Below are 25,296 nucleotides of genomic sequence, written 5' to 3'. Positions count from 1 at the left end.
GGGGGATTCGTGATCGTGAAACAGCGGAGCGCCACCATGCAGGCATGGACACCATGGCGTACACCCACGACAGAGTCAGTGACGAGCGGCAGGAGCGGCGGCGGAGCCGGGGGCACCGCTGGCGCAGGGAGACGGTCGAGCTCGCGGCGGTCTTCGCCGCCGTCGCGGCCGCCGACCTGGTCGCCAACGTCGTCGTGCACGGCCACGACGGGCCGGTGCTGCTGGTCGCCTCGGCGGCGGCCATGCTCGCCACCGCGCTGTTCCGCGGCTGGCTCGCCCACCGGCACCCGCACGGCCCGCCCGGCCCGGCCGCACCGCCGGGCGGCGACGCGATGACCCCCGTCGAGGAGCCGACCGTCCTGTGGCGGCTGCGCACCAGCGTCTCCGACGCGCCCGGCAGCCTGGCCCGGGTGTGCACGGCACTGGCCGCGCTGCGGGTCAACATCGTCTCGATGCAGGCGCACCCGCTGCCCGACTGCACCGTCGACGAGTTCATCGTCCGCGCTCCCGAGGCGCTGCCCCGCACCGAACTCGCCGCGGCCGTCGCGGCCGGCGGCGGCTGGGACATCTGGACCGACCGGGCCGACGCCCACGAGCTGGTCGACGTCCCCCGGCAGGTCCTCGCGCTGGCCACCCGCACCGCCCTGGACGCCGCCGAGCTGCCGGTCGCACTGCGCCAGTTGTTCGGCCGCGCCACCATCCGGCAGTACCCCGGCCGCGGTGACGGCACCCAGGCCGGCCTGGAAGGACACCTGATGCGACTGCCCCTCCCGGGCGGCGACCTGCTCGAACTCTCCCGGCCCCACCTGCCCTTCACGCCCACCGAGTTCGCCCGGGCCCGCGCCCTGGTCGAGCTCGACACCGTCCTCGGCCCGCGCGTTCCGGCCGTCGCCGCCCGGATCGACCACCTGGACGGCGCCGAGCTGACCGTCCGCCGCGCCACCCCCGCGGACAAGCCCGCCGCCCTGGCCATGCACGCCCGCTGCTCCGCGGAGTCGCTGCGCCGCCGCTACCACGGCCCGGTCAAGGACGCCGACCGCTACCTCGACCACCTGCTCGACCACCGCCACGGCCAGACCCTCGCCGTCGAGACCGCCGACGGGCGCCTGGTCGCCCTCGCCCACCTGATGTGGGACGACGAGGGCGCGGAGATCGCCCTGCTGGTCGAGGACGCCTGGCAGCGCCGCGGCTTGGGCGTCGACCTGGTCCGCCGGATGGCCGCCCTCGCCCTGGAGGCGGGCGTGCGCACCGTCTACGCCGTCACCACCGCCGCCAACACCGGGCTGATCTCCACCATGCGACGGCTCTCCGCCCCGCTGGACTACCAGGTCGAGGACGGCACCCTGGTCATCACCGCCCACCTCGCCGAGGCCGCCGAGAAGCTCCCGGCCCCCTGGCCGACCCGCTGAGAAGGGCCCCGTCAGGGGCCCGGGGAGAACGGCGGGATGCGCATTCAGGGGCTCGGGGAGAACGGCGGGATGCACCGTCAGGGGCTCGGGGAACGGCGAGTCCGAGCTGCTGCCGGTCGGAGCCCATCGACGTGTCCGTGCTGCTTCGGGCCGCCGTGACAGAACCCGAAGCCACCGCACGCACCGGCAGTGCACCGCCAGCAGCCCCGAGCCCGCCGTTCCCCGGGCCCCTGGATTGCACGACCCGTGTGCCCGACGGTTCCCCGGCCCCTGGTGGTGCATGCCCGTGTGCCCGGCGGTTCCCCGGGCCCCTGGTTCCTCCTGGAGCGTCTGCCGGAAGGCTGGGCTCGCGCCGCAGGTTGTCGCCCCTGCTCAAGTGTGCGGGCGGGAGTCGGTAGGCTGAGCCCGACCCCGCCGCCCGTGAGTCGTCGAACGGCCCGGGCGGTGCCGCTGCAAGGAGGAACCCCTGAGCATGCCAGGCACCGATTCGGAAGCCCCGCGCGACGCCTCGCTGCCCGCTCGCGCGAAGATCGCCGTGACGGCCGGCAAGATGGCCGCCGCGCTCTCCCAGAAGGCGGGCCGCGGCAGTGGTTCGGTGATCGGCGGCAAGGTCGCGCTCAAGCTCGACCCGGACCTGCTGGCGACCCTCACCGAGCACCTGGACGTGGTCCTGGTCAGCGCCACCAACGGCAAGACCACCACCACCCGGCTGATCGCCGAGGCACTGCGGGCGGCCGGCCCGGTGGTCTCCAACGCACTGGGCGCGAACATGCCGGCCGGCATCACCGGTGCGCTGGCCAACAACACCACCGCCCGCTTCGGCGTGATCGAGGTGGACGAGAAGTACCTGCCGATGGTCGCCCGGGACACCCGGCCGAAGGCCATAGCGCTGCTGAACCTCTCCCGCGACCAGCTGGACCGCGCGGCGGAGACCCGGATGATGGCCGAGAAGTGGCGCGAGGGCCTCAAGGACACCGAGGCGGTGATCATCGCCAACGCGGACGACCCGCTGGTGACCTGGGCCGCCTCCTCCTGCAAGAAGGTGGTCTGGGTGGCCGCCGGGCAGGCGTGGAAGGAGGACGCCTGGTCGTGCCCGTCCTGCGGCGGCGTGATGCAGCGCCCCGGTGACGACTGGTTCTGCGGCGAGTGCGGCTTCCGCCGCCCGAACCCGCACTGGGCGCTCCAGGGCACGCACGTGATCGACCCGCACCGCGGTGCCTGGCCGATCCAGCTGCAGCTGCCGGGCCGCGCCAACCTGGCGAACGCCACCAGCTCGGCCGCCGTCGCGGCGGTCTTCGGGGTGGCCCCGCAGGTCGCGCTGCAGCGGATGCAGTCGGTGGCCGCGGTCGCGGGCCGCTACGACGTGGTGCAGTACCGCGGCCGGGACATCCGGCTGCTGCTGGCGAAGAACCCGGCCGGCTGGCTGGAGACCTTCTCGCTGATCGACGGTCCGCCCGCGCCGGTGGTCCTGTCGGTGAACGCGCTGGACGCGGACGGCACCGACACCTCCTGGCTGTGGGACGTCGACTACGAGCGCCTGGCCGGGCACCCGATCTTCGTGATGGGCCAGCGCAAGCTCGACCTCGCCGTCCGGCTGGAGGTGGCCAACCTGCAGTTCCAGGTGATCGACACGCTCGCCCAGGCGGTGGACGCCGCCCCGGGCGGCCGGATCGAGGCCATCGCCAACTACACGGCCTTCCAGCAGCTGCGCAAGGCCGTGGTGGCCTGATGAGCGACCAGTACTACGGGCAGCAGCCGCAGTTCGGCGAGCCGGGCCAGGGCGACTACGGGCAGCAGCAGTACGGCCAGTACGAGCAGCAGCACCAGCAGCAGTACGGCCGGCAGCAGTACGACCGGTACGAGCAGCAGCACCAGCAGCAGCCCCCGCAGCAGCAGTACGAGCAGCAGCAGTACGACCGGCAGCAGGCGTACGGCGACCAGCAGCAGCACCAGCAGCACCAGCAGTACGGCGGGGACGCTCCGCAGCAGCCCGCGCCCCAGCAGCAGTTCGGGAGGTCTTCGAGGATGAGCGAGAGCAGCCTGCGGGTGGTCTGGGTGTACCCGGACCTGCTGTCGACGTACGGCGACCGCGGCAACGCGCTGGTGGTGGAGCGGCGGGCGCGGCAGCGCGGCCTCGGGGTGCAGCGGATCGACGTGCGTTCCGACCAGTCGGTGCCGACCAGTGGCGACATCTACCTGATCGGCGGCGGTGAGGACCGGCCGCAGCGGCTGGCGGCGGAGCGGCTGCGCAACGACGGCGGGCTGGTCCGGGCGGCCGAGAACGGTGCGATCATCTTCTCGGTCTGCGCGGGCTTCCAGATCCTGGGCCACGAGTTCGTCAACGACCTGGGCGAGCGCGAGCCGGGCCTGGGCCTGCTGGACGTGTGGACGGTCCGCGGCGAGGGCGCCCGCTGCGTCGGCGACGTGCTGGCGGACGTGAACCCGCAGCTGAACCTGCCGCAGCTGACCGGTTTCGAGAACCACCAGGGCGTCACCCACCTCGGCGAGGGCGTCAGCCCGCTCGCCACGGTGCAGGTCGGCCGGGGCAACGGCACCGGCGACGGCACCGAGGGCGCCTGGCGCGACACCGTGTTCGGCACCTACCTGCACGGCCCGGTGATGGCCCGCAACCCCGCGGTCGCCGACATGCTGATCAAGCTGGCGCTGGACGTGAACGCGCTGCCGCCCGCCGACACCACCTGGTACGACGAGCTGCGCGCCGAGCGGATCGCCGCGGCCCGCCCCGCGTAGCGGCCGGAGCGGCCCCGCCGCGCGTTCATCCGCGCGTAAGCCGAGGTCACGGCGGTGGACGGCTGACCGCCATGTGGTCAGCCGTCCCACGGCGGGGCAACTTCATAGGAGAATAGGAGTGCCCGGGCGCAACACCCTCCTCGGCGGTCGGGTCGCAGTTACGTGTGGTGCGTCGAGGAAGCCGCTCCCGCGTCGGTTTCGGCTCGGCCGGACGCAGGAACCGTATGCTGTACAGCAGGTCAGTTTCGGGCGAGATGTCCGATTCCCACCCACCAGTCCGGCCGTCCGATCCTGCTCGGGAGTTGGCAAAGCAATGCGTATTGGTGTCCTGACCAGCGGCGGTGACTGCCCCGGCCTGAACGCCGTCATCCGTTCCGTGGTCCACCGGGGGGTGGTCGACCACGGCGACGAGATCATCGGCTTCGAGGACGGCTGGCGCGGTCTCCTGGAGGGCGTGCACCGCCCGCTGACGCTCGACTCGGTGAGCGGCATCCTCGCCCAGGGCGGGACGATCCTGGGCTCCTCCCGGGTGCAGCCGAGCCACCTGCGCGACGGCGTGGAGCGTGCCAAGCAGCACTGTGCGGACCTGGGCATCGACGCGGTGATCCCGATCGGCGGCGAGGGCACCCTGAAGGCCGCGAAGCTGATGAGCGACGCGGGCCTGCCGGTGGTCGGCGTGCCGAAGACCATCGACAACGACATCGCCTGCACCGACGTCACCTTCGGCTTCGACACCGCCGTCTCGGTGGCCACCGAGGCGCTGGACCGGCTGAAGACCACCGCCGAGTCGCACCAGCGCGTCATGGTGGTCGAGGTGATGGGCCGGCACACCGGCTGGATCGCGCTGAACGCGGGCATGGCGGCCGGTGCGCACGCCATCATCGTGCCGGAGCGCCCGTTCCACATCGACAAGCTGACCGAGGTCGTGCGCGAGCGCTTCGACCGGCAGAAGAAGTTCGCGATCGTGGTCTGCGCCGAGGGCGCGAAGCCCGAGCCCGGCAGCATGCCGTGGGAGGAGGGCGTCAAGGACATGTACGGCCACGAGCGCTTCACCGGCATCGCCACCCAGCTCTCCCGCGAGCTGGAGCACCGCCTCGGCAAGGAGGCCCGTCCGGTGATCCTGGGCCACACCCAGCGCGGCGGCACCCCGACCGCGTACGACCGCGTCCTGGCCACCCGCTTCGGCTGGCACGCGGTGGAGGCCGCCCACAAGGGCGCCTTCGGCCACATCACGGCGCTGCAGGGCACCGAGATCAAGCTGGTGCCGCTGGGCGAGGCCGTGGCCGAGCTGAAGACCGTCCCGGCGGAGCGCTACCGGGAGGCCGAGACCGTCATCTGACGGCCGGTCGGTTCCTCCCCCGCTCCGGGGGCGCGTCGCGGCCCGCCGCGCGCGCCCCCGGAGCTAGCCTCACCGCATGGAGATCCTCGCGTACGGCGTCCAGTCCGACGAGCGCCCGCTGCTCGACGCCGCCCTGGAGCGGCACCAGTTGCGCATGCTGGACGTCTTCCTCACCGCCGACACCGCCCCGCTGGCCGCCGGGTTCCCGGTCGTCTCCAGCAGCGTCAACGACGCCCTGGACGCGGAGGTGCTCTCGCTGCTCGCGGCCGGCGGCACCCGGCTGGTCGCCCAGCGTTCCACCGGCTTCAACAACATCGACCTGAACGCCGCCGCGAAGCTCGGCCTGACCGTGGCCCGGGTCTCGTACTACTCGCCGTTCTCGGTGGCCGAGCACGCCTGGACGCTGGCGCTGGCGGTGAACCGGCGGCTGATCCGCTCGGTCAACCGCTCCCGCGAGTTCGACTTCCGGCTGGACGGACTGATGGGCCGCGACATCCACGGGATGACGGTCGGGGTGCTGGGCACCGGCAAGATCGGCGAGTGCTTCGCCCGGATCGCGTCCGGTTTCGGCACCACCCTGCTCGGCTGGGACATCGCCCCCAACCCCGAGTGCGAGGCGCTCGGCATGCAGTACGTCGGCAAGGAGGAGCTGCTCTCCCGCAGCGACCTGGTCTCGCTGCACGTGCCGCTGCTGGACTCCACCCACCACGTGATCGACCGGGACGCGCTGGCCCTGATGAAGGACGACGCGATCCTGGTGAACTCCTCCCGCGGCGGCCTGGTCGACGCCACCGCCCTGGTCGAGACGCTGCGCGCCGGGCGGCTGGCCGGCGTCGGCCTGGACGTGTACGAGGAGGAGGCGGACGTGTTCTTCACCGACCGCTCCGTGCAGGGCATCACCGACGACACGCTGGCCCGGCTGATCAGCTTCCCGCAGGTCCTGGTCACCTCGCACCAGGCGTACTTCACCCGCACCGCGGTCGGCCAGATCATCGAGGCCACCGCCCGCAACGTGGACGACTTCGCGCAGGGCCGCACCAGCGAGAACACCCTGGTGCCGCAGGGCTGACCGGCCGCCTCCTGCCGACGGCCCGGTCCCGCCCTGCGAGGAAGCGGGGCGGGACCGTCCGGCAGGGCTCCGTCGGACCGCCGGTGCCCCGTCCGGGGACGGGGCCCGGGGCCGGGCGGGCGGGCGGCGGGGCCGGGCCTGCCGGGAGGCGCTCGTGGACGTCCTCGCCGTCAGGCGGTGCTTGCCGCGGCGGTCTCCGCCGGCAGGTCCTCGGTGCGCAGCGCGGGCCGCTTCGCGGCGGCCCTGGCGAGCGGGCCGACCAGCGCGCCGGCGAGCAGGAAGACGACGCCGAGCACCCCCCAGCCCGCGGTCCCGCTGCCGATCACCCCGACGGTGACGACGGTGGGGCCGAGGACGAACTGGGCGCTCGTCCCCAGGTTGAAGGTGGCCAGGTACTCGGCCCGGGAGCGGTCCGGAGCCAGGGCGTACGACAGCCCCCAGCCGCCCGCGGACTGGTAGAGCTCGCCCGCGGTCAGCAGGACCAGCCCGAGGAGCAGGGCGGTGACGACCGCGGCGACGGGCAGGTCGGCGCCCGCGAGGGCGAACAGCGCGCAGGCTCCCACCAGGGCCGCCGCCGCCTTGTGCATCGCCCGGATGCCGCCCGCGACGTTCTCGGTGCCGGTCGAGGCCCGGACCTGGAAGAGGACGGCGAGCACGGTGTTGACCACCAGCAGCAGCCCGACCAGCGCCTTGGGCGCGCTGGTGTGTTCGCTGACCCACAACGGCACGCCGATGCCGAGCAGGGCGATGTGGAGGACCAGCACGCCGTTGATCCCGGCGACGGCCACATAGCGGAGGTCACGCAGGGCGACCAGCCGCAGGGGCGGCTTCTCGGCCTTCTGCCCTCCCGGGGCGGCCGGGTTGTGCAGCCGCAAGCGGGTCAGCAGCAGGGCGGCGACGACGAACGACGCCGCGTTGCCCAGCACGATCGCGCTGAACGCCTCGCGGGTGCCCACCGCGATGGCGACACTGGCGAGCAGGCCGCCGAGGGTGAAGCCGACGTTGAACACGACGCGCATGCGCGCCATCATCGCGACGCGCCCGTCCGCGCCCGCCAGTTGCTCGGCGAGGGCCTGGTAGATCGGGAACACCGCCTGCTCGCCGACGCCGAGGAAGGCCGCGATGAGCAGGAAGCCGAGGAAGTCGTCGGCGAACACGTAGGCGATGAAGCCGGAGGCCCGGTAGAGGTTGAGGAACAGCAGGAGCTTGCGCGGGGTCCAGCGGTCCGCCAGCCATCCGATCACCGGCTGGGCGGCGAGTCCCAGCACGCCGGCGACCGAGAGGCCGATGCCCACCTGGGAAGCGGTCAGTCCCACGACCCTGGTGAAGAACAGGGCCGATCCCGCGAGGTACATGCCCGTGCCGACGGCGTCGATCAGCCCGATCGCGAGGAAGGCGGCGCCCCCCCGGATGACGGCCGGGCCCAGCAGCCTCTCGCGCAGGCGGTTCGCGCGGCCGTCCTGCACCTGCCCGGCGCTCACCGCGCGTCCTCGGCGTCCACCGTGATGCGGACGGCGGCGGCGGCGTCCTCGGCGGCGGTCCGGGCCTGGGCCGGACCCGCGGCGAGCACCATGATCTCGCCGATCCGGTCCCAGGAGGAGCGCAGTTCCGCCACCCGGTCGCCGGGGGCCACCGTGACGGCGGCGCGCAGCACACCGGTCCGCTGCCGCACCTCCTCGACACCCGTCACCTCCCGGACCGTGCCCGCGGGCGCGGTCAGGAAACGGATCGCGGCGCTCATCGGGGCGCCCGCGGGCAGCTTCGGGCTGCGTCCGGCCAGGAGCTCCACCAGGGTGCGGATCACGTTGCCGCCGTACGCCGCGTCGAGGAGGAAGGTGATCGAGTCACCGGGCACCCGGCCCGCGCACTCGATGAGGACCGGACCCTCCTCGTCGAGCATCCACTCGGCGTGCAGGATGCCGGTGTCGTACCCGATCGCCCGGACGAAGCGCGCCATGGCCTCCTCGAAGCCGCACTGCACGTCGGCCGGTAGGTCGGCCGGCACGACGTGGCCCAGCTCCACCGGGTGGCGCCCGCCGGCGGTGAGCTTGTCCGTGACGTTCAGGAACAGGATGTCCCCGCCGCGCACCAGGGCCTCGACGCTGTACTCGTGACCGTGGAGGCGGCGCTCGGCCATGTAGCGCCAGGCCAGCTCCCGGTCGGGCAGCATCAGGTCGTCCTGGGCGGCCACGGTGAGCTCCCAGGCCGCGGCGATGTCGTCGCCCGGCTCCAGCAGCTGGACGCCGAGCGAGGCGTGCCGGTTCGCGGGCTTGAGGACGACCGGCCCGCCGGCGGCGAACGCCTCGGCGTCCGCGGGGCCGTGGACCTCGGTCCACTCGGGGTTGCGCAGCCCCCCGGCCTGAGCGGCCGCCCGGAGCCTCAGCTTGTCGGTGAGGACGGCGGCGGCCCCGACGCCCGCCCCGGGCCTCCCGAACCGCTCGGCCAGGACGGCCGCGCCGTGGACGCCGTACTCCAGACCGGCGATGACGAGGGCGACGGGCTCTCCCGCCAGGTGCTCCTCGACGGCCGCCACCAGGGCGAGGTCCTGGTGGTAGGGGGCGGCGACGACGGAGCCGACGCAGCGCAGGTCGGCCGCGGCGTCGTGCACCGCGCGCTTGCGGATGATGTCGGGGTCCTCGACCACCACCACGCTGTTCTCCGGCAGGAACTGTTCCATCTGGTTCAGCAGCAGTTTGCCGAAGCCGACCATGACCACCCGGCCGGCGGGGAGTTCCATCTGCATTGGCTCTTCTCTCTCGTTGGGGGCGCGGGGGTGCGCCCCGGGGCCGGGGCTCCGGGGCGCACCGGACCGGGAAGGTGGGATCAGGCCGGGCGCAGCGCGATGTCGAACCGGTCGATTCCGGCGATGAAGTTCGACGGCCTGCGGATCAGACCGGACAGGGCCTCCACCGACTCCGCGCGCGTGAGCAGCTCGGTGAAGAGCGAGCGCATCTCCAGCCGGGCCAGTACGGCGCCCAGGCAGAAGTGCGGTCCGATGGTGAAGGACAGGTGGTTGTTGGGCGTGCGGTCGGGCCGGAACTCGTCGGGCGCCTCGAAGACCCGGGGGTCGCGGTTGGCCGCCGAGAGCCAGACGCAGACCGTGTCGCCCTCCTGGAGCTCGGTCCCGCCGAGCACGGCGGGCCGGGTCACCGTGCGGATGAGGTGCATGGCGGGGGTGTCGAAGCGGAGCACCTCCTCGATCATCGCGGGGATCCGCCCGTGGTCCTCGCGCAGCCACTGCCAGGCGCCCGGCGTGGTGGCGAGCCGGAACAGGCCCGCCGCCACGGCGTTCTTCGTGGTCTCGTAGCCGCCGATGGCCAGGTTGAGGCAGTTGAGCAGCACCTCGTCCGTCGTCAGGCGCTCGCCGTCCATCTCGATGTCCATCAGGCGGCGGACCATGCCGTTCGGGTCCAGCCGGTGCGGTTCCCCCTCGATGATCTCGACGAAGTACATCAGCAGGTCGTTGTTGGCGGACTCGCTGCAGCGGCGGCGCTCGGCCAGCGTGGGGGCCGCGGCGCCCGCCGCCTCGGTGCCGGTGATGGCGCTGCTGGCCATCGCGGCGACGCCCTCGCGGTCCTCCTCGGGGATGCCGAGGATGGAGCCGATGGCCAGCCGCGGCATCGGGGCGGTGAGGGTGCTGACCGCGTCGACCTCGCCCTGCCGCACGGCGGCCTCGGCCAGCCGCCGGGCGTGCTGCTCGATGACCGGGGTCAGCGAGTGGACGAACTGCGGGGTGAGGGCGCCGGTGACGAGCTTGCGCAGCCGGGCGTGCCGGGGCTTGTCGGTCAGCTCGATCATCAGGCCCGCCGCGGGGTCGCGGACGCCGAGCGTGCTGTCGAGCGTCATGCCCCACTCGGAGCTGTACGTGGCGACGTCGCGCAGGACGGTCCGCGTGTCGTCGTACCTGGTCACCGAGTGGAAGCCGGGGGCGTCCGGCCGGTCCTGCCAGGGGAGTTCCGGCAGGTCCCGCATGGCGGCCCAGGCACGGTAGGGCGGTTCCGGGACGAACTGCGCCGGGGAGGCGAGGTCCGGGAAGGCGGTCCGCTGGGCTTCGGTCGTCATCGCTCGGCTCCGTTCGGGGCGGCGGAGGCGGGCCGGACGGCGAGCGTCTCCAGGACGATCTCGACGACCTTGGCCGGCCGGGTGCGCGTGAAGTAGTGGCCGCCGCCGGGCATTTCCAGCATCCGCGGGACGCCGGTGAAGGGCGCCCAGTCCCGGTAGTGCTCCGCGAAGTCGGCGGTGACCGGGTCGTCGGCCGCGTACACGGCCGTCGTCGGCACGTCGAGCGGCGCGCCGGGGGTCTTCCCGCCGTCTCCGTACGCGGTCAGGTAGTAGGCGTTGGCGCTGGTGGAGTCGTGCCGGAAGGTGCGCACCAGCAGGTCGGCGTAGGAGGCACCGAGCTCGTCGAAGCCCGTGAAGCCGGTCTCGACGGTGAGCCAGTGCTTGATGTCCTCGTACGTCATCGAGGAGACGTAGTCGATGGATTCGCGCAGGGCCGCGGCGTCGTACAGCAGCTTGGCGCCGATGAACAGGTGTTCCACGGCGACGTCGCGCGCCCGCAGCAGCCGGGCCACCTCGATGGCCAGGGCGGAGCCCACGCAGTGGCCCCACAGGACGATCCTGCCGCGTTCCTGGCCCAGGAGCTCCTCGACCACCAGGGCCGCGATGTCGGTGACCGGCTTCAGCTCGTCGGCACCGGACTTGGGGTCGTGGCCGGGCAGTTCGACGCCCAGCACGGCGAAGGAGGGGTCCTTGCGCCGCATCGCGTCGGCGACCGGGCGGAAGTGCACCGCGTGACCGGCACCGTAGGGGAAGCAGACGAGGGTCGCCGAGGGCCGGTCGTCGGCGGGCGTGAGCCGCACCAGGACGCCGGACCCCTCGTCCTGGGCGAGCTTCTCGGCCAGGTCGGCCTGCTCGCCCAGCCGGGAGTTGCGCATCACGTCCTTGATCGTCAGCAGGCCGTTGAGCATCATCACCGCGCGCATCGCCGCCAGCGAGTTGCCGCCGAGCTCGAAGAAGTCGTCGGTGAGCCTGATGGTCGTGGGGTCGATGCCGAGCACCTCGCCCCAGACCGCCGCCACGCGCAGGGCGGCCGAGGAGAGTTCGCCGTCGGCCTCCTCGACGGCCTCCGCCGCCGCGGGCGCCTCCGGCCCGGTCGCGTCCTCGACGATCCGCTCCAGCACGCCGGTGGGGAGCCAGCGTCCCCGGCCGACGACGGAACGGGTGCCGTCCGCGTCCACCAGGACGATGTCGCCGGGAGTGCCGATGGCCGCGGGCAGGCCCGCCGGGTCGAGGACGGCGACGGACGCGGGGGCCCCGCTGCCGGCCACGGTCGGCAGCGGGCGGGAGCCGAACTCCGCCAGCGCGGCGAGCTCCTCGTCGCCCAGCAGCGGCCTGGAGACGTGCGAGTCCGAGGGATCGGCGGTCATCCGGTCGAGCGCGGCGACGAAGTAGCCGCCGATGCGCACGATGTGGTCGTTGTCGAACGCGTCGGTGTGGTAGTGCAGGCTCAGTTGCACCTCGTCGGTGTAGAAGTGCCGGGAGAACTCCGAGCGGAACGGGAACTCCGTGATGGCCACGGCGCGGACGTCCAGCAGGGAGAACTCGGGCAGCTCGCGCAGCTTCTTCAACGAGTAGAAGTGCGTGAAGTTGAAGACGGTCTCGAACAGCGGCACCTGGGTCTGCAGGTCCTGCTTCATCTTGGCCATGGGGTAGCGGCGGTGCGGGAGGAAGGAGGTCTCGGTGTCGTAGACCTGCCGGATCAGCGCCTCCCAGCTGCCGTCGACGAGCTCCATCCGCATCGGCACCGAGTTGAGGAAGAGGCCGCACGCCTTCTCGGCGTCCGCGGCTTCCGGGCGGCCGCTGTGCTCGTAGCCGGTCATGACGTCGCGCTCGCCGGTCACCACGGCGTGCACCTTCATGTGGGCGGCGAGCAGGACGGTCTTCACCGGGACGCCGAGGCGTCCGGCCAGCGCGACGATCCGGTCGGAGAGCCCGCGCGGCAGCGGCACGTCCTGCAGGACGACGTCGAAGGCCGCTTCCTCGTCCCGCGGTCGCAGGCGCGGGATGACGGTCCGGGGGCGGTCCTCCAGCCGGTCGAGCCAGTACTGGCGGTCCGCCGCCGAGTTGATCGACTGCTGTTCCAGGCCGATGAAGTTGCGCAGGTGGTTGGGGACCGGCTCGCCGGTGTACGTGCCGTCGCTGCACAGGGCGTGGTAGATCTCGAACAGCTTGGTGTGCACCAGGTTGATGCTCCAGCCGTCCAGCGCCGAGTTGTGCTGGCTGATGCTGTAGCGGTAGAGGTCGTCCCGCAGGACGTGGACGTGCAGCCGGATGAGGCCGGGGTACTCCCAGTCGAAGGCGTGGGCCTTCTCCTCGCGTTCCCACTCCTCGTACCAGGCCTCCTGGGCCGCGTCGTCGAGGTGGCGGATGTCGGCGATGAACACCGGCGGCGGGTCCACGGACCTGTGGACGAGCTGCAGGTAGTCGCGGAAGCCGCTGAGCCGGTAGCTCGTCCGGAAGATCGGGTTGTGGTCGACCAGGATCCGCACGGCCTCGGTGAACGCCCCGGCGTCGAAGGAGCTGTTGATCAGGTAGCCGATGATGTCGTGGTACTGGGAGCTTCCCCGGGTCATCTCGCTCTGGAAGATGGTGCCCGCCGAGAGCATCGACATCGGGTAGGCGTCCTCGACGTCCTCCGGCAGGCGGCTGCGCTCCTCCTCGCCGATCAGCTCGAACGGGGCGAACTCGTGGCGCAGGTCCTCCCGGGTGCCGCCCTCGTCCAGCACGGCCGCCAGGGCGGCGACGGTGGGGTTGGCGAAGAGTTGCTGGAAGGTGAAGGCGAGGCCGAGCTTGCGCGCCCCGGCCAGCACGGTGACGAAGTGGATCGAGGTGCCGCCGAGCGCGAAGAAGCTGTCGTGCACGCCGACCCGGTCGAGGCCGAGCACCTCGGCGATCAGGCCCGCCAGCGCCTTCTCGCTCACGGTGCGGGGCTCGACGTGGCCGACGGCCTCGGCGGCGGGCTCCGGCAGGGCGCCCCGGTCGAGCTTGCCGTTGGGCGAGAGCGGGAAGGCGTCCATCACGACGACGCGGGCCGGGACCATGTACTCGGGCAGCGTCCCGGCGAGGTGCTCGCGCAACTGCTGCTCGGCCGGCCGGTCACCGGTGGCTCCGGCGGCCACGGCGTAGCCGACCAGTCGCTGGTGGCCGTCCGCGCCGGTGCGCACCACGACCGCGGCGTCGCCGACGCCCGGGTGGTCGAGGAGGCGGCGCTCGATCTCCCCGAGTTCGATGCGGTAGCCGCGGAGCTTCACCTGGGAGTCGTTGCGGCCCAGGTACTCCAGGGATCCGTCCGGCAGGCGCCGGACGAGGTCGCCGGTGCGGTAGGCGCGGGACTCGCCCTCGAAGGGGTTCTCCACGAACCGCTCGGCGGTGAGTTCCGCGCGGTGGAGGTAGCCGCGGGCCAGGCCGTCGCCGGCGATGTACAGCTCGCCCGGCAGGCCCACCGGCCGCTCGCGGCGCTGCTCGTCGAGCACGTAGAGCCGGGTGTTGTCGATGGGCAGTCCGATCGGCACCACGGTGTCGTCCGCGGTGGTGCGGTGGTGGCTGACGTCCACGGTCGCCTCGGTGGGACCGTAGAGGTTCACCAGCTCGGCGTGGCCGAGGAGTTCCGCGAAGCGGCGCACGTGGTGCGCGCCCAGGGCCTCGCCGCTGGCGAAGACCCGGCGCAGCGAGGTGAGGCGTCCCCGGGAGCCGGTGGCCGCCACGTAGTCGAGGAACGCGCCGAGCATGGTCGGCACGAAGTGCAGGGTGGTGACCCGGTGCCGCTCGACGGCGGCGACGATGGCCTCCGGCTCGCGCTCGCCGCCCGGTGCCAGCAGGGCGACGCGCGCACCCTCGATGTGCCACCAGAACAGCTCCCACACCGAGACGTCGAAGGAGACCGGCGTCTTCTGCAGGACCGTGTCGGCGGCACCGATGGCGTACGCGCGCTGCATCCAGTGCAGCCGGTTGACGACGCTCCGGTGCTCCACCACCACGCCCTTGGGGGCGCCCGTGGAGCCGGAGGTGTAGATGACGTACGCGGCGTCGGTCGCGGACCCCGCCCCCAGGGGCTCCCCGGGGTCCTCGGAGGTGTCCGCGGACAGCTCCAGCACGGTGACGGACGGCGGCACCAGGGCGGCCCGGTCGGCCTGCGCCAGGACGATCGCCGCCTTGCTGTCCTCGAGCATGTACGTCATGCGGGCGGGCGGCAGCGAGACGTCGAGCGGCAGGTAGGCGCCACCGGCCTTCAGGACGGCGATGACGGCGACGAGCATCTCGACCGACCGCTCGGCCAGGACGCCGACGACGGTCTCGCTGCCGACGCCCCGTTCCCGGAGGGTGCGGGCCAGCCGGGTGGTGGCGCGGTCGAGTTCCGCGAAGGTGAGGGAGGCGTCGCCGGACACGACGGCCACGGCGTCGGGGGTGGCCGCCACCGTGCGGGCGAAGAGCTCGGGGAGGGTCACGTCGTCGGGGAACGGCGCGGCGGTGTCGTTGGCCGCGGCGACCACGTCCGCGTCCGTCGCGGTGCGCAGGTCCAGCTCCGCGAGCGCGCTGTCCGGAGCGGCCAGGGCCGCGGTGAGCAGCCGCGCGTAGTGGGCGGCGAGACGGGTGGCGCTCTGCGCCGAGAAGCGTTCCGCCTCCGTCCGCACGTCCAGGGCGAAGCCGGTCCCGGTGCGCCGCACGTGGAACAGCACGTCGGTGGCGACCGCCTCGACGGCCTCCGGGGCGTGCAGGCCCTCCAGCGCCACGACCACCTCCACCTCGGCGCCGGTCAGTTCGACCGGGTAGTCCTGGTGGGCGAGCACGTCCAGGGTGGTCCGGCTCAGACGGCCCAGCAGGGTCTTCAGGGTGTCGTCGGCCAGCAGTTCGATCCGGTTCGGCAGGATCCGGGCCAGCGGCTGGGGCAGGGTCGGCGGTTGCCCGACGACCAGGTCGCACTCCCCGGTGTAGGCGTTCAACAGCGCGGTCGCGGCCGCGGTGAGCAGCGTGTGCAGGGTGGTCGCGTCGCCGCGGCTGACGGCGGTCAGCCGCTCGCTCAGCGCGGGGTCGAGGTCGAGCACCGCGGCGGGGGCGGTGCGTCCGGTGCGGGCGGCGGCGGGGCGGTCGGCCGGGAAGCCGGTGGCGCGGGACCCGTCGAGGAGGCGGGCCCAGAACGCAGCCGAGGCGGGCCGCTGCGAGGCGGCGATCTTCCGCTGCCCGACGGTCAGGTGAGAACTCATGAAGGAGGTGCTCCTCGGCGTGTGGATCAGAAGTCGAAGGCGATGCCGGGGAGTTCCGGCGTGGCGGCGGTGTCGGCGGACCCGGCGGGCCGTCCCAGTGCGGCGACCGTCGTGTCCGGGTGCGCGAGCGCCCGGTCGAGGACGCCGAGGAAGGTGTCGCGGAAGGCGGCGACCGTGGCCCGGTCGAACAGCTCCGTCGAGTACTCCCACTCGATGTGCAGGTCGTCCTGTTCCTCGAAGACCTGCATGTTCAGGTCGGCCATCCCCTGCCCGGTGTGGCGGGGCCTGAGCAGGACGCGCTCCCCGAGGAGGTCGACGGTCTGCAGCGCGCTCGCCTGCAGGGCGAGCAGGGTGTCGAAGAGGGGGTTGCGGCCGGGCGTGGGCTCCCCGGCCTCCCGGACGAGTTCGGCGTACGGGAAGTCCTGGTGCGCGAACGCCTCCCGGGCGGTGACGGCCGTCTCCTCGACGAGGACGCCGAACGGCTTGTCCCCCGCGGGCCGCAGCCGCAGGGCCACCGTGTTGACGAACATCCCCACCGCCGCGTCGAGGCCGGGGGCGGTGCGCCCGGACGCCGGAACCCCGACGGTGACGTCGTCCTGTCCCGTGGCGAGGGACAGGAAGACCGCGTACGCGGCGGCCAGCGGCGCGAAGAGCGTGACGGAGCGCTGCGCGGCGAAGGCGCGCAGCGCGGCGGTGCGGTCGGTCCCCAGCCCGAACGGCAGGAGGTCACCGGCGTGGTCGCGCAGCGCGGGGCGGGGCCGGTCGGTGGGCAGTTCGGCCGGGGCGGGGCGGTCGCGGAGCACGGACGTCCAGTGGGCCCGCTGCCGCTCCGCGACCTCCTTGCCCTCCCCCGCGGCCGCCCAGTGGGCGTAGTCCCGGTAGGGGTGCGCCACCGGCGGCAGCTCCCGGCCCCGGTAGAGCGCGTCGAGGTCGCCGAAGAGCTGCTTGAGGGAGAGCCCGTCGACCACCAGGTGGTGCAGGTCCACGAAGAGCACGGCCCGGTCGCCGGAGCGGTGCAGGACCGCCCGGGCCAGCGGAGCGGTGGCCGGGTCGAAGGGCCGCACGAGCTCCGCGAGCCGCGGCTCCCCCTCGGCGAGGCTCAGCTCCGCCACGACGTCGGCGTGCACGACCTGCACGGGTTCGTCCTTCAGCAGGAACGAGGTGCGCAGGACCTCGTGCCGGCCGACCAGGGCGCGCCAGGCGTCCGCGAGCCGCGCCGCGTCCACGTCGGCCGGAAGGTCCAGTAGCAGCGGCACGTTGTACTGGACCGAGTTCTCGTCCCTGCGCTGCGCCACGAACAGCGGGTACTGCTGGGGCGCGAGCGGGTAGTGGTCCGCCTGCGGTGCGGCGGGCAGTGCCGCGGGCGGCCGGGGCTCGGGCGCCCGTTCGCCGAGCAGGACGGCGAGGTCCTCGACGGTCGGGTTGCGGAAGATGTCCGCGACGGTCACCGGGAGGTGGAACTCCGCACCGATGGCGGTCGCGAGACCGGCTGCCACCAGGGAGTCGACGCCGTGGTCGAACGCCGAGTCGAGCACGCCCACGGTGGCACCGGGCAGCGTGCGCTCCCAGATCGCCACCAGCCGCTCCTCGACGGGATCCCGCGGCGGCACGTGCTCCACCGGCAGGTCGTGCAGGTCGGCCGGGTCGGGCAGCGCCGACCGGTCGACCTTGCCGTGGACGGTCAGCGGGAGGGCGTCGAGCACGACGAGGTGGCCGGGGACCAGGTGGCGCGGGAGCCGCTCCGCCAGGTACTCGCGCACCTCGCGGACGTCGAGCGGTTCGAGTGCCGTGAAGTAGGCGGCGAGGTAGCGGTCCGTGGCGTCCCCGCCCTCGCGCACCCGCGGTACGACCACGGCCTCCCCGACGGAGGGGTGGCCGCGCAGTGCGGACTCGACCTCCCCCGGCTCGATCCGGTAGCCCCGGATCTTCACCTGGCCGTCGGCGCGGCCGAGGAACTCGATGGTCCCGTCCGGCCGCTGTCGCGCGAGGTCCCCGGTGCGGTACATGCGGCCGCCGGGCAGGAAGGGGTCGGGCAGGAAGACCCGCTCGGTGAGTTCGGGCCGGCCCAGGTAGCCGAGCGCCACGCCGTCGCCGCCGACGTACAGCTCGCCCTCGGTGCCCCGGGGGACGGGGGCGCCCGCCGCGTCGAGGACGTAGGCGGTGGAGTGGGCGATGGGCCGCCCGATGGGCAGCGCTCCACCGGTCTCCTCCGGGCGGATGCGGTGGGTGGTGGAGAAGGTGGTGTTCTCGGTGGGGCCGTAGCCGTTGACGACGCGGACCCCGGGGCAGGCGGCCAGCACCGCGGCGACGTGCTCGCCGGCGACCACGTCGCCGCCGACGACGAGGTCGGTCAGCGGGGCGAACGCGGTGGGGTCCTGCCGGGCGAGCCGGTTGAAGAGCGGCGAGGTGAGCCACAGCGTGGTGATCCCGTGCTCCCGCAGGGCCGCCCCGAGCCGCCCCGCGTCCAGGACGGCGTCCTCCTCGGGCAGCACGACCGCGCCGCCGTTCAGGAGGGGGCCCCACAGTTCGAAGGTGCTCGCGTCGAAGGACACCGCACCGGTCTGCAGGACCCGCATCCGGTCGGAGAACGCGACGAAGTCCGTCCCGCGGACCAGGCGGACCACGTTGCGGTGGCAGACCATGACGCCCTTGGGCCGTCCGGTGCTGCCGGAGGTGTACATCACGTAGGCCAGGTCCTCCGCGACGACCGCGGCCGGTTCACCGGCCGCCGGGGTCCCGTCGCCCCAGATCGCCATCTCGGTCCCGCGGCCGCCGGGCAGTTCGCCCTCGCGGTCGCCCAGCAGCAGGCGCACCCGGCCGTCGTCGAGCAGGTACTCCACCCGGCGCTCCGGCTCGGCGGGGCTGACCGGCAGATACGCGGCTCCGGCCCGCAGGACGGCCAGGTTGGCGACGACCCACTCGGGGCTGCGTTCGGCGCGGACGGCCACGAGTTCCCCGGTGCGCACCCCGTGGGCGCGGATCCGGGCGGCGAGTCCGGCCGAGCGTTCCGCGAGGTCGCGGTAGGTCAGCGTGCCGTGGCTGCTCACCACCGCGGGGGCGTCGGGCGTGGCTCGGGCCTGGCGGAGGAACAGCTCGTGGATCGTGGCGTCGCGCGGGTAGCCCTGCGTCGGTTGCATCGTTCGTTCCATCTCCTCGTGCTCCTGCCTCAGGCGCCCGCGCCGACGGGCGGCGCGATGACGGGGCGGAAGGTGGCGGTGATCGACTCCGCGACCTTCCGCAGGGTGGCGTGGTCCGGGGCGGAGCCGAAGACCACGCCCAAGTGGCTCTGGGTGCCCTCGCGCCAGTCCACGAGCCGCCCCGGTTCCGCGTGCGTCTCGACGTTGCGCACGCCGGGGAGTTCGGCGAGTTCGGCCACCCCGTCGACCGAGGTGAGCGTGCCCGCCACGGCCGGCGGCGTGAGGAAGAACTGGTAGGTGACGCCCCGGTGGCGTGCCGCCGGGATGCGGGGCTCCTTGCCGAGTGCGACCTCCAGCGCGGTCCGCACCAGGTTGATCCCGGTGGCCCGGCGGAGGATCTCCGGGACGTAGCCGCCCAGTCGGCCGTTGACCTCGATGATGCGGGGGCCGCCGGCCGTCAGCTTGATCTCGGTGTGGGTGATGCCGTGCCGTATCCCCAGGGCCCGCACCGCGGCGGCCTCCAGGGCCAGGACCTCGGCGGCGGCCTCCTCCGTGAGCGTGGCCGGCAGCAGCATCCCGGTTTCGCGGAAGGGTTCGGCAAGGGCGAACTTCCCGGTGACGCAGACCTGTCGGCTGGTGGAGCCGGTGTGGACGGACTCCACGGAGACGTAGTCCCCCCAGAACTCGCCGGCCACCGCGGGGTCGCCCTCCAGCATCTGCTCGGCGACGAACTCGATGCCGTCGGGGCGGACGGCCGCGGCGTCGAGGAACTCCTCGGCCGAGTCCACCCGGGTGGTGTGCGTGCTGCCCGCACCGATCCGCGGCTTGATCACGGCGGGCACGCCGACGAGGTCGAGCGCCTGCGCCGGGTCGTCGCCGATCACCGCGCAGCGGGTGGCCTGGACCCCGGCCTCGGCCAGGATCCTGCGCTGCACCAGCTTGTCGACCAGCGCGGGGACGAGGTCGGGGTCGTGGTGGGGAAGCCCGAGCCCCCGGGCCAGCCGGGCCGTCTCGGCGAGCTGGTACTCGCTGTAGGTGACGATGCCGTCGACCCCGGCCTCCCGGAGCAGCCGGACCCGCTCCTCCGGATCGCGCCCGGTGACGTCGACCACCTCGGCGAGTGCCAGCATGGACGGCCTGGCGGCAGCGGCGCCGGGCCGGTCGAAGTCCGCGACGAAGAGCACGTCGCAGAGCCGGTGGGCAGCGGCCAGGACGTCGTTCGGTGTGGCGGAGCCGAAGTCGTGGACGACCGCGACCCGGGGCGCCTTCCGCGCGTGGCCGGTCACGGGCGCCCCGTCCCGGCCTCGGCCGCCTGCCGTGCCGTGAGGTGCTCCGCGAGGCGCGCCGCCGTCGGCTGCAGGTACAGGTCGCGCAGCGGTACGGACTGCAGTCCCTCCCGGCGCAGGGCCGCGGAGAGCCGCACCGCGAGCAGCGAGTTGCCGCCGAGGTCGAAGAAGTCGTCGTCGGGCCCGACCTCGGGCCCGAGGGTGGCCCGCCAGGCCCGCAGGACCACGTCGGCGAGGCCCTCCTGCGCGGGGGCCCCCTCCTCGGCCGCGGGAGCGGCCCCGGTGGCGGCCTCCGCCGCGGGGAGCTGGTCGGGCTCGGGCAGCTTGGCCCTGTCCACCTTGCCGTTCACGGTGAGCGGTATCCCGGGCACCGCGGTGAGGGTGGCCGGCACCATGTGCTCCGGGAGGACCTCGCGCAGCCGGCGCCTGACCTCGGCCACCGAGCCGGAGGGCCGCAGGACCACGTAGGCGTCGAGGCGCACCCCGGCGGCGTCGCCGTCGCCCTGGTTCAGCACGACGGCGCCCGCCGAGACCGTGGGGTCGTCGAGCAGGACGGAGCGGATCTCGCCGAGTTCGATGCGGAAGCCCCGCACCTTGACCTGGTCGTCGATCCGGCCCAGGTGGTCGAGCCGTCCGCCGGGGCGGAGCCGACCCAGGTCGCCGCTGCGGTAGGCGCGCTCGCCGGTCAGCCGGTCGTCGACGAAGCGCTCGGCGGTGAGCTCCGGACGGTTCAGGTAGCGGTCGGCCACCCCCGCGCCGCCCACGTAGATCTCGCCGGGAACGCCGAGGGGTTGGACGCGGCCCCGGGCGTCGCGCACCGAGAGGGTCCACCCGGGCAGGGCCGTTCCCACCGACCGGGACCCGGCGGCCACCTCGACGGGCGTGACCGTCGAGGTGGTGACGTGCACGGTGGTCTCGGTGATGCCGAACATGTTCACCAGTCGGCACCGGTCGTGCGGCTCGCGCCGGAACCACAGCTCCAGGGAGCGGACGTCCAGCGGTTCGCCGCCGAAGACCACGAGCCGCAGGGCGAGCGACTGCTGCTGGTTCAGGTGCACGTCGCGCAGCGATGCGAAGGCGGAGGGGGTCTGGCTCAGCACGGTGACGCGGCGCTGGACCAGCAGGGCGTGGAACTCCTCGGGCGAGCGCGAGACCCAGTACGGGACCACGACGAGGTGGCCGCCGGTGAGGAGGCAGCCCCAGATCTCCCAGACCGAGAAGTCGAAGGAGCTGGAGTGGAAGAGCGTCCAGACGTCGTCCGGGCCCAGCCGCATGTCCTCGGTGGTGGCCGCCATGAGCGCGCCGACGTTGCGGTGCGGCACGACCACGCCCTTGGGCTTGCCGGTGGAGCCGGAGGTGTAGATGACGTAGGCGGGCGCGTCGGGGTCGTCGGCGGGCGCGGGGGTCGCGGCCGTGGATCCGGTCAGCGCGCCCGGGTGCACCGCGGTGACGCCGTCGGCGGCGGGGAACTCGTCGAGGGTCGTGACCACCAGGCGCAGCCCCGCGTCCTCGGTGGTGTACCGCAACCGCTCGACGGGGTAGCGCGGGTCCATCGGGACGTAGGCGGCGCCGGTCTTGAGGACCGCGAGCAGGGTGACGACCAGGTCGGTGTCGCGGTCCATGCACACGCCCACGAAGGTGCCCGGGCCGGCGCCGCGTTCCGCCAGGGCGGCGGACATCCGCGTCGCCGCCTCGTCGAGCTGCGCGTACGTCAGCTCGCGCGTGGCGTCGGACAGGGCCGTGGCGCCGGGCCGCTCGGCGGCGCGCCGGGCGAAGGCGGCGTGGACGGTGGTGGCCGGCCGGAGGGGCGCGGGCTGCGGCCGTCCGAGGTCCAGGAGGGCCGCGCGCTCCTCGTCGGTCATCAGCTCGACGTCCCCGCTCACCGGGGTCCGGTCGCCGAAGGCGTCGTCCGGCTTGGCGCCGACGAGGGCCGTCAGGCGGCCGACGTGCCGGGCCAGTTGCTCGGCCGCCTCGGGGTGCAGCGCGGCCTCGTCGTAGTCGAGTCGGCCGACGTGGGTGCCGTCCCGCCGCGGGTCCCAGGTGAAGGTCACCGGGAACGGCAGCTCCAGGAAGGGCCGGTAGCCCTCGTCCTGCTCGGACAGCACCACGATGCCCACGGCGGGAACGGGCCGGTCGGCACTGACGGGCGCGGCGGAGGCGAGGGCGTTCTCGGCGTGCCGGACCAGGTCGACGAGGGGGGTGCCGTCGTCGACCGGCAGGTCCACCGCGGCGAACCGGTCGCGGTCCGCGCGGTCGACGGCGAGCAGGCCGACGGTCCGGTCCCGATCCGCGTAGCGGGCCAGCAGGAGGGCGGTGGCGGCGAGCAGGACGGGGGCGGCGGACTGCGGGGCGATCGCCACGGGACCGATCCGCACCGCGCCCGTGACACCCGTGCGCCGCGGGTCGCCCATGCCCCAGGCCGGCGGCGCGGCGTCCGCCGCGGTGTGGCGCGGCAGGTCGCCGGGGAGGGTCAGCCGCTCGGTGTCGTCCGCGGCACCGGCCAGGATCCGGCCGACGAGGTCGAGTCCGGCGCTGTCCGCGGCACGGCGGTGGGCGACGAGGACCAGGTCGACCACGCCGTCGGCGTAGGACAGCAGGACCGCGCGCAGGCGGCCGTCGTGCCGGGTCGCCCGGGAGGCCTCACGGACGCGCAGCGCCTCGGAGGCCGGGTCGGCGGCGGCCGTGGCCACGTCCTCGACCCACAGGCGGAGGTCCGCGGGGAGCGCACCGCTCTCCTGGGCGGCGGCCAGCCGTTCGGCGATCCGGTCGGCGGTGAGTCCTTCGGGCATCCGGCGGACGAGGCCGTGGCACGCGCGGGCGGGCCTCGCGTCGAAGGTCGTCCCCGCGAAGAAGGCGGCCGCGCTGCCGGGTCCGGCCGTCGGGGGCGGGCTGATCCGGGTGGACATGCTGGTCTCCTGGCTGGTGCGGGCGGTGGGCGCGGTCGTGTGGTCGGGTGCGCTCATCGCGTGCTGAATCCGCCGTCGACGGTGACGACGCTCCCGGTCACCTGGCGGGCGTCGTCGCTGGCGAGCCACAGGGCGGCCGACGAGACGTCCTCGGGGTTGACCAGCGCGTTCATCGGCTGGGACTCGAGGAAGGCGGTCTCCTGGTCCTCGGGCGCGACGCCGAGCGAGCGGGCGACCTCCGAGAGCATCCGGCCTTCGAGGGTCGGCTCCTCGCGGACCTGACCGGGGCACAGGGCGTTGACGCGGATCTGCAGGGCGGCGTAGTCGAGCGCCGCCGCCCTGGTCAGCCCGATCAGACCGTGCTTCGCGGCGACGTAGCCGGCGAAGTAGCGGTAGCCCACGAGGCCCGCCGTGGAGGAGATGTTCACGATGCTGCCGGAGCGCTGCTTCGCCATGGACGGGACCACGGCCTTGATCGTCCGCCAGGCGCCCGAGAGGTCGACGTCCAGCATGACGCCCCACTCGTCCTCGGTGATCTCGTGGACGGCCTTGCCCGAGGGGGCCGCGATCCCGGCGTTGTTGACGAGGACGTCGATCCGGCCGAACCGGTCGAGGGCGTCGGCCACGACGGCGTCGACGTCCTTCTGCTGCCGCACGTCCGCCCGGGCGGCCAGCACGGAGGCGCCGCGCTCGCGGCACAGCCGTGCGGTCGCCTCCAGCTGGTCCGGGGTGCCGAGCGGGTAGGGCACGTCGGCGATGTCCGCGGCCACGTCGAGCAGCACGAGGTCGGCGCCTTCCTCGGCGAACCTCAGGGCGCAGGCGCGGCCGAGGCCGCGGGCCGCTCCGGTGACGAGGGCGGTCTTCTGGGAAAGTCGCACGTCAGCTCTCCGTAGCCGCGGGCCGGAGCCGCGAGGCGATCAGTTCGAGCAGGGACTCGGCGTCCGCGTCGAGGTACATGTGGTCACCGGGCACGTCCACGGCGGTGAACGTCTCGGTGGTCGCGTCGCGCCAGTGGTCGGCCGCGTCGGCCGAGACCAGGTGGTCGTCGACGCCGCGGATCGAGGTGATGGGCGCGGCGAGCTTGCGGTCGGAGGTGGGCACGTAGGCCTCGTGCATCTCCACGTCGGCCCGGAGCGCGGGGAGCAGCAGTTCCCGCATCTCCGGGATGTCGAAGGCCGGGTGGGTGTAGCCGGCGAACTCCTGGACGCGGGCCAGGAACGCGTCGTCGTCCAGTCCGGTCGCACGCTCCGACCGGCCGTTCCAGGGCCCCTGCGATCCGCTCACGAACAGGTGGACCAGTTCATTGGTTCCGTGGTCGGCGATCCGGTGAGCCAGTTCGTACGCGAGGATCCCGCCGAGGCTGTGGCCGAAGACGGCCACCGGGCCCTCTCCGGCCGCTTCGAGGGCGGCGGCGAGCAGACCGTCGGCCGCGTCCTGCACGTTGGTGTACGGCTCCTGGTCGACCAGGCGCTCGCGGCCCGGCAGTTGCAGGGGCCGGACGTCGACGCCCTCGACGCCGAGTGAGCGCCAGGGCATGTAGAAGCTGGCGCCTGCTCCGGCGAAGGGCAGGCACAACAGAGGCGTGGCAGGAAGCATCGGGCTCTCGGCTCCGTGGGAAAGTTCGAAGATTGACGGGATCGGTCCGGCACGAGTGTTCGTGCGCGGGCTGCCGGCAGAGCGGCCGGCATTGGTCAATTCCCTGACGAGAAAGACGGCCCGTACCACCTGGGCCGGAAATCGACTGCGCGCCGATTCCACCTCGCACAAAAGAAGACAGTGATGCCGTCAGACAGCCCCCGCGCCGCTCGACAAGCGGATCATGCAACAGGTCGCGGCGGCTGTCGAGGGGTGATTCCGGTGCGGCGGAGGTGCGGCGCCCCTTAGCGCAAATCCAGGGCCGGGGGAACTCTCCGTCCGGCCGAATCGGCCGGACGGGAGGAATTCGGCCGGTCGAGGCGTCGGGAAACGGGACGCGTCGATGCGCCGCGGGGTTTCCGGCCCTCGGTGTCGGCCGGAACCGGCCACCGGAATCCGTCCGGGAACCGGGCCGGTCGTGGCGGCGGGCGGGTCCGCGTGTCCCGCCGGCGGCGCGAGCGGCGCCGGGACCGGTGGGGGGAGCGGCGGGGCGTCCATGGC

At 73.6% G+C, this 25,296-nt stretch carries 14 protein-coding genes; 5 read left to right on the top strand and 9 right to left on the bottom strand.

The annotated features are described in order from the left end of the window. The first annotated feature begins 44 nt into the window (after positions 1–44). The 5 genes from QSK52_RS35145 (at position 45) to QSK52_RS35125 (ending at position 6,568) form a co-directional block, all read left to right on the top strand. Positions 45–1,409, top strand: a complete 1,365-nt coding sequence (locus QSK52_RS35145; RefSeq protein WP_435053444.1) for a GNAT family N-acetyltransferase — start codon at positions 45–47, stop codon at positions 1,407–1,409. 472 nt (positions 1,410–1,881) lie between these two features. Next, complete coding sequence (locus QSK52_RS35140) at positions 1,882–3,138, top strand: Mur ligase family protein (RefSeq protein ID WP_285740319.1); 1,257 nt, start codon at positions 1,882–1,884, stop codon at positions 3,136–3,138. A gap of 296 nt (positions 3,139–3,434) precedes the next feature. Further along, positions 3,435–4,160: a type 1 glutamine amidotransferase gene (locus QSK52_RS35135; RefSeq protein WP_285740355.1), complete on the top strand. Its 726-nt coding sequence runs from the start codon at positions 3,435–3,437 to the stop codon at positions 4,158–4,160. Positions 4,161–4,473: 313 nt separating this feature from the next. Beyond that, positions 4,474–5,499 (top strand): 6-phosphofructokinase, encoded by a 1,026-nt coding sequence (locus QSK52_RS35130; RefSeq protein ID WP_285740318.1) that lies wholly within the window; start codon positions 4,474–4,476, stop codon positions 5,497–5,499. A gap of 76 nt (positions 5,500–5,575) precedes the next feature. Further along, complete coding sequence (locus QSK52_RS35125) at positions 5,576–6,568, top strand: 2-hydroxyacid dehydrogenase (protein ID WP_285740317.1); 993 nt, start codon at positions 5,576–5,578, stop codon at positions 6,566–6,568. A gap of 170 nt (positions 6,569–6,738) precedes the next feature. On the opposite strand, the gene QSK52_RS35120 is transcribed toward QSK52_RS35125, so the two are convergent. The 9 genes from QSK52_RS35120 to QSK52_RS35080 form a co-directional block, all read right to left on the bottom strand. After that, positions 6,739–8,049 carry an MFS transporter gene (locus tag QSK52_RS35120; RefSeq protein ID WP_285740316.1) on the bottom strand — a complete coding sequence of 437 codons (1,311 nt, stop codon included), beginning with the start codon at positions 8,047–8,049 and terminating at the stop codon, positions 6,739–6,741. Continuing rightward, positions 8,046–9,305, bottom strand: coding sequence for an ATP-grasp domain-containing protein (locus QSK52_RS35115; RefSeq protein WP_285740315.1), 1,260 nt, complete (start codon positions 9,303–9,305; stop codon positions 8,046–8,048). Before QSK52_RS35115 ends, QSK52_RS35120 begins: the two co-directional genes overlap by 4 nt. 86 nt (positions 9,306–9,391) lie before the next feature. Beyond that, positions 9,392–10,630 carry a cytochrome P450 gene (locus QSK52_RS35110; protein WP_285740314.1) on the bottom strand — a complete coding sequence of 413 codons (1,239 nt, stop codon included), beginning with the start codon at positions 10,628–10,630 and terminating at the stop codon, positions 9,392–9,394. Further along, positions 10,627–15,831: a non-ribosomal peptide synthetase gene (locus QSK52_RS35105; RefSeq protein ID WP_285740313.1), complete on the bottom strand. Its 5,205-nt coding sequence runs from the start codon at positions 15,829–15,831 to the stop codon at positions 10,627–10,629. The genes QSK52_RS35110 and QSK52_RS35105 overlap by 4 nt, the downstream gene beginning before the upstream one ends. Positions 15,832–15,857: 26 nt before the next feature. Continuing rightward, positions 15,858–18,968: an amino acid adenylation domain-containing protein gene (locus QSK52_RS35100; RefSeq protein WP_285740312.1), complete on the bottom strand. Its 3,111-nt coding sequence runs from the start codon at positions 18,966–18,968 to the stop codon at positions 15,858–15,860. 29 nt (positions 18,969–18,997) lie between these two features. Further along, positions 18,998–20,254, bottom strand: coding sequence for an ATP-grasp domain-containing protein (locus tag QSK52_RS35095; protein ID WP_285740311.1), 1,257 nt, complete (start codon positions 20,252–20,254; stop codon positions 18,998–19,000). Further along, positions 20,251–23,217 carry a non-ribosomal peptide synthetase gene (locus QSK52_RS35090; RefSeq protein WP_285740310.1) on the bottom strand — a complete coding sequence of 989 codons (2,967 nt, stop codon included), beginning with the start codon at positions 23,215–23,217 and terminating at the stop codon, positions 20,251–20,253. The genes QSK52_RS35095 and QSK52_RS35090 overlap by 4 nt, the downstream gene beginning before the upstream one ends. Continuing rightward, entirely contained in the window at positions 23,214–24,038 is an 825-nt protein-coding gene (locus tag QSK52_RS35085) for a mycofactocin-coupled SDR family oxidoreductase (RefSeq protein WP_285740309.1), read from the bottom strand. The genes QSK52_RS35090 and QSK52_RS35085 overlap by 4 nt, the downstream gene beginning before the upstream one ends. 1 nt (position 24,039) lies before the next feature. After that, positions 24,040–24,756, bottom strand: coding sequence for a thioesterase II family protein (locus tag QSK52_RS35080; protein WP_285740308.1), 717 nt, complete (start codon positions 24,754–24,756; stop codon positions 24,040–24,042). Positions 24,757–25,296: the final 540 nt, after the last annotated feature.

Source organism: Kitasatospora phosalacinea, assembly GCF_030268885.1.
GTDB lineage: Bacteria > Actinomycetota > Actinomycetes > Streptomycetales > Streptomycetaceae > Kitasatospora > Kitasatospora phosalacinea_C.
Note: the sequence above shows the minus strand (reverse complement) of the source record. Positions and strands in the feature narration are given on the sequence as shown.

Excerpts from the sequence above, each read along its gene's own strand:
- QSK52_RS35145 (WP_435053444.1), top strand. The coding sequence starts at position 45 with ATGGACACCATGGCGTACACCCACGACAGAGTCAGTGACGAGCGGCAG.
- QSK52_RS35115 (WP_285740315.1), bottom strand. The coding sequence starts at position 9,305 with ATGGAACTCCCCGCCGGCCGGGTGGTCATGGTCGGCTTCGGCAAACTG.
- QSK52_RS35110 (WP_285740314.1), bottom strand. The coding sequence starts at position 10,630 with ATGACGACCGAAGCCCAGCGGACCGCCTTCCCGGACCTCGCCTCCCCG.
- QSK52_RS35125 (WP_285740317.1), top strand. The coding sequence starts at position 5,576 with ATGGAGATCCTCGCGTACGGCGTCCAGTCCGACGAGCGCCCGCTGCTC.
- QSK52_RS35140 (WP_285740319.1), top strand. The coding sequence starts at position 1,882 with ATGCCAGGCACCGATTCGGAAGCCCCGCGCGACGCCTCGCTGCCCGCT.
- QSK52_RS35080 (WP_285740308.1), bottom strand. The coding sequence starts at position 24,756 with ATGCTTCCTGCCACGCCTCTGTTGTGCCTGCCCTTCGCCGGAGCAGGC.
- QSK52_RS35105 (WP_285740313.1), bottom strand. The coding sequence starts at position 15,831 with ATGAGTTCTCACCTGACCGTCGGGCAGCGGAAGATCGCCGCCTCGCAG.
- QSK52_RS35100 (WP_285740312.1), bottom strand. The coding sequence starts at position 18,968 with ATGCAACCGACGCAGGGCTACCCGCGCGACGCCACGATCCACGAGCTG.
- QSK52_RS35090 (WP_285740310.1), bottom strand. The coding sequence starts at position 23,217 with ATGAGCGCACCCGACCACACGACCGCGCCCACCGCCCGCACCAGCCAG.
- QSK52_RS35130 (WP_285740318.1), top strand. The coding sequence starts at position 4,474 with ATGCGTATTGGTGTCCTGACCAGCGGCGGTGACTGCCCCGGCCTGAAC.
- QSK52_RS35135 (WP_285740355.1), top strand. The coding sequence starts at position 3,435 with ATGAGCGAGAGCAGCCTGCGGGTGGTCTGGGTGTACCCGGACCTGCTG.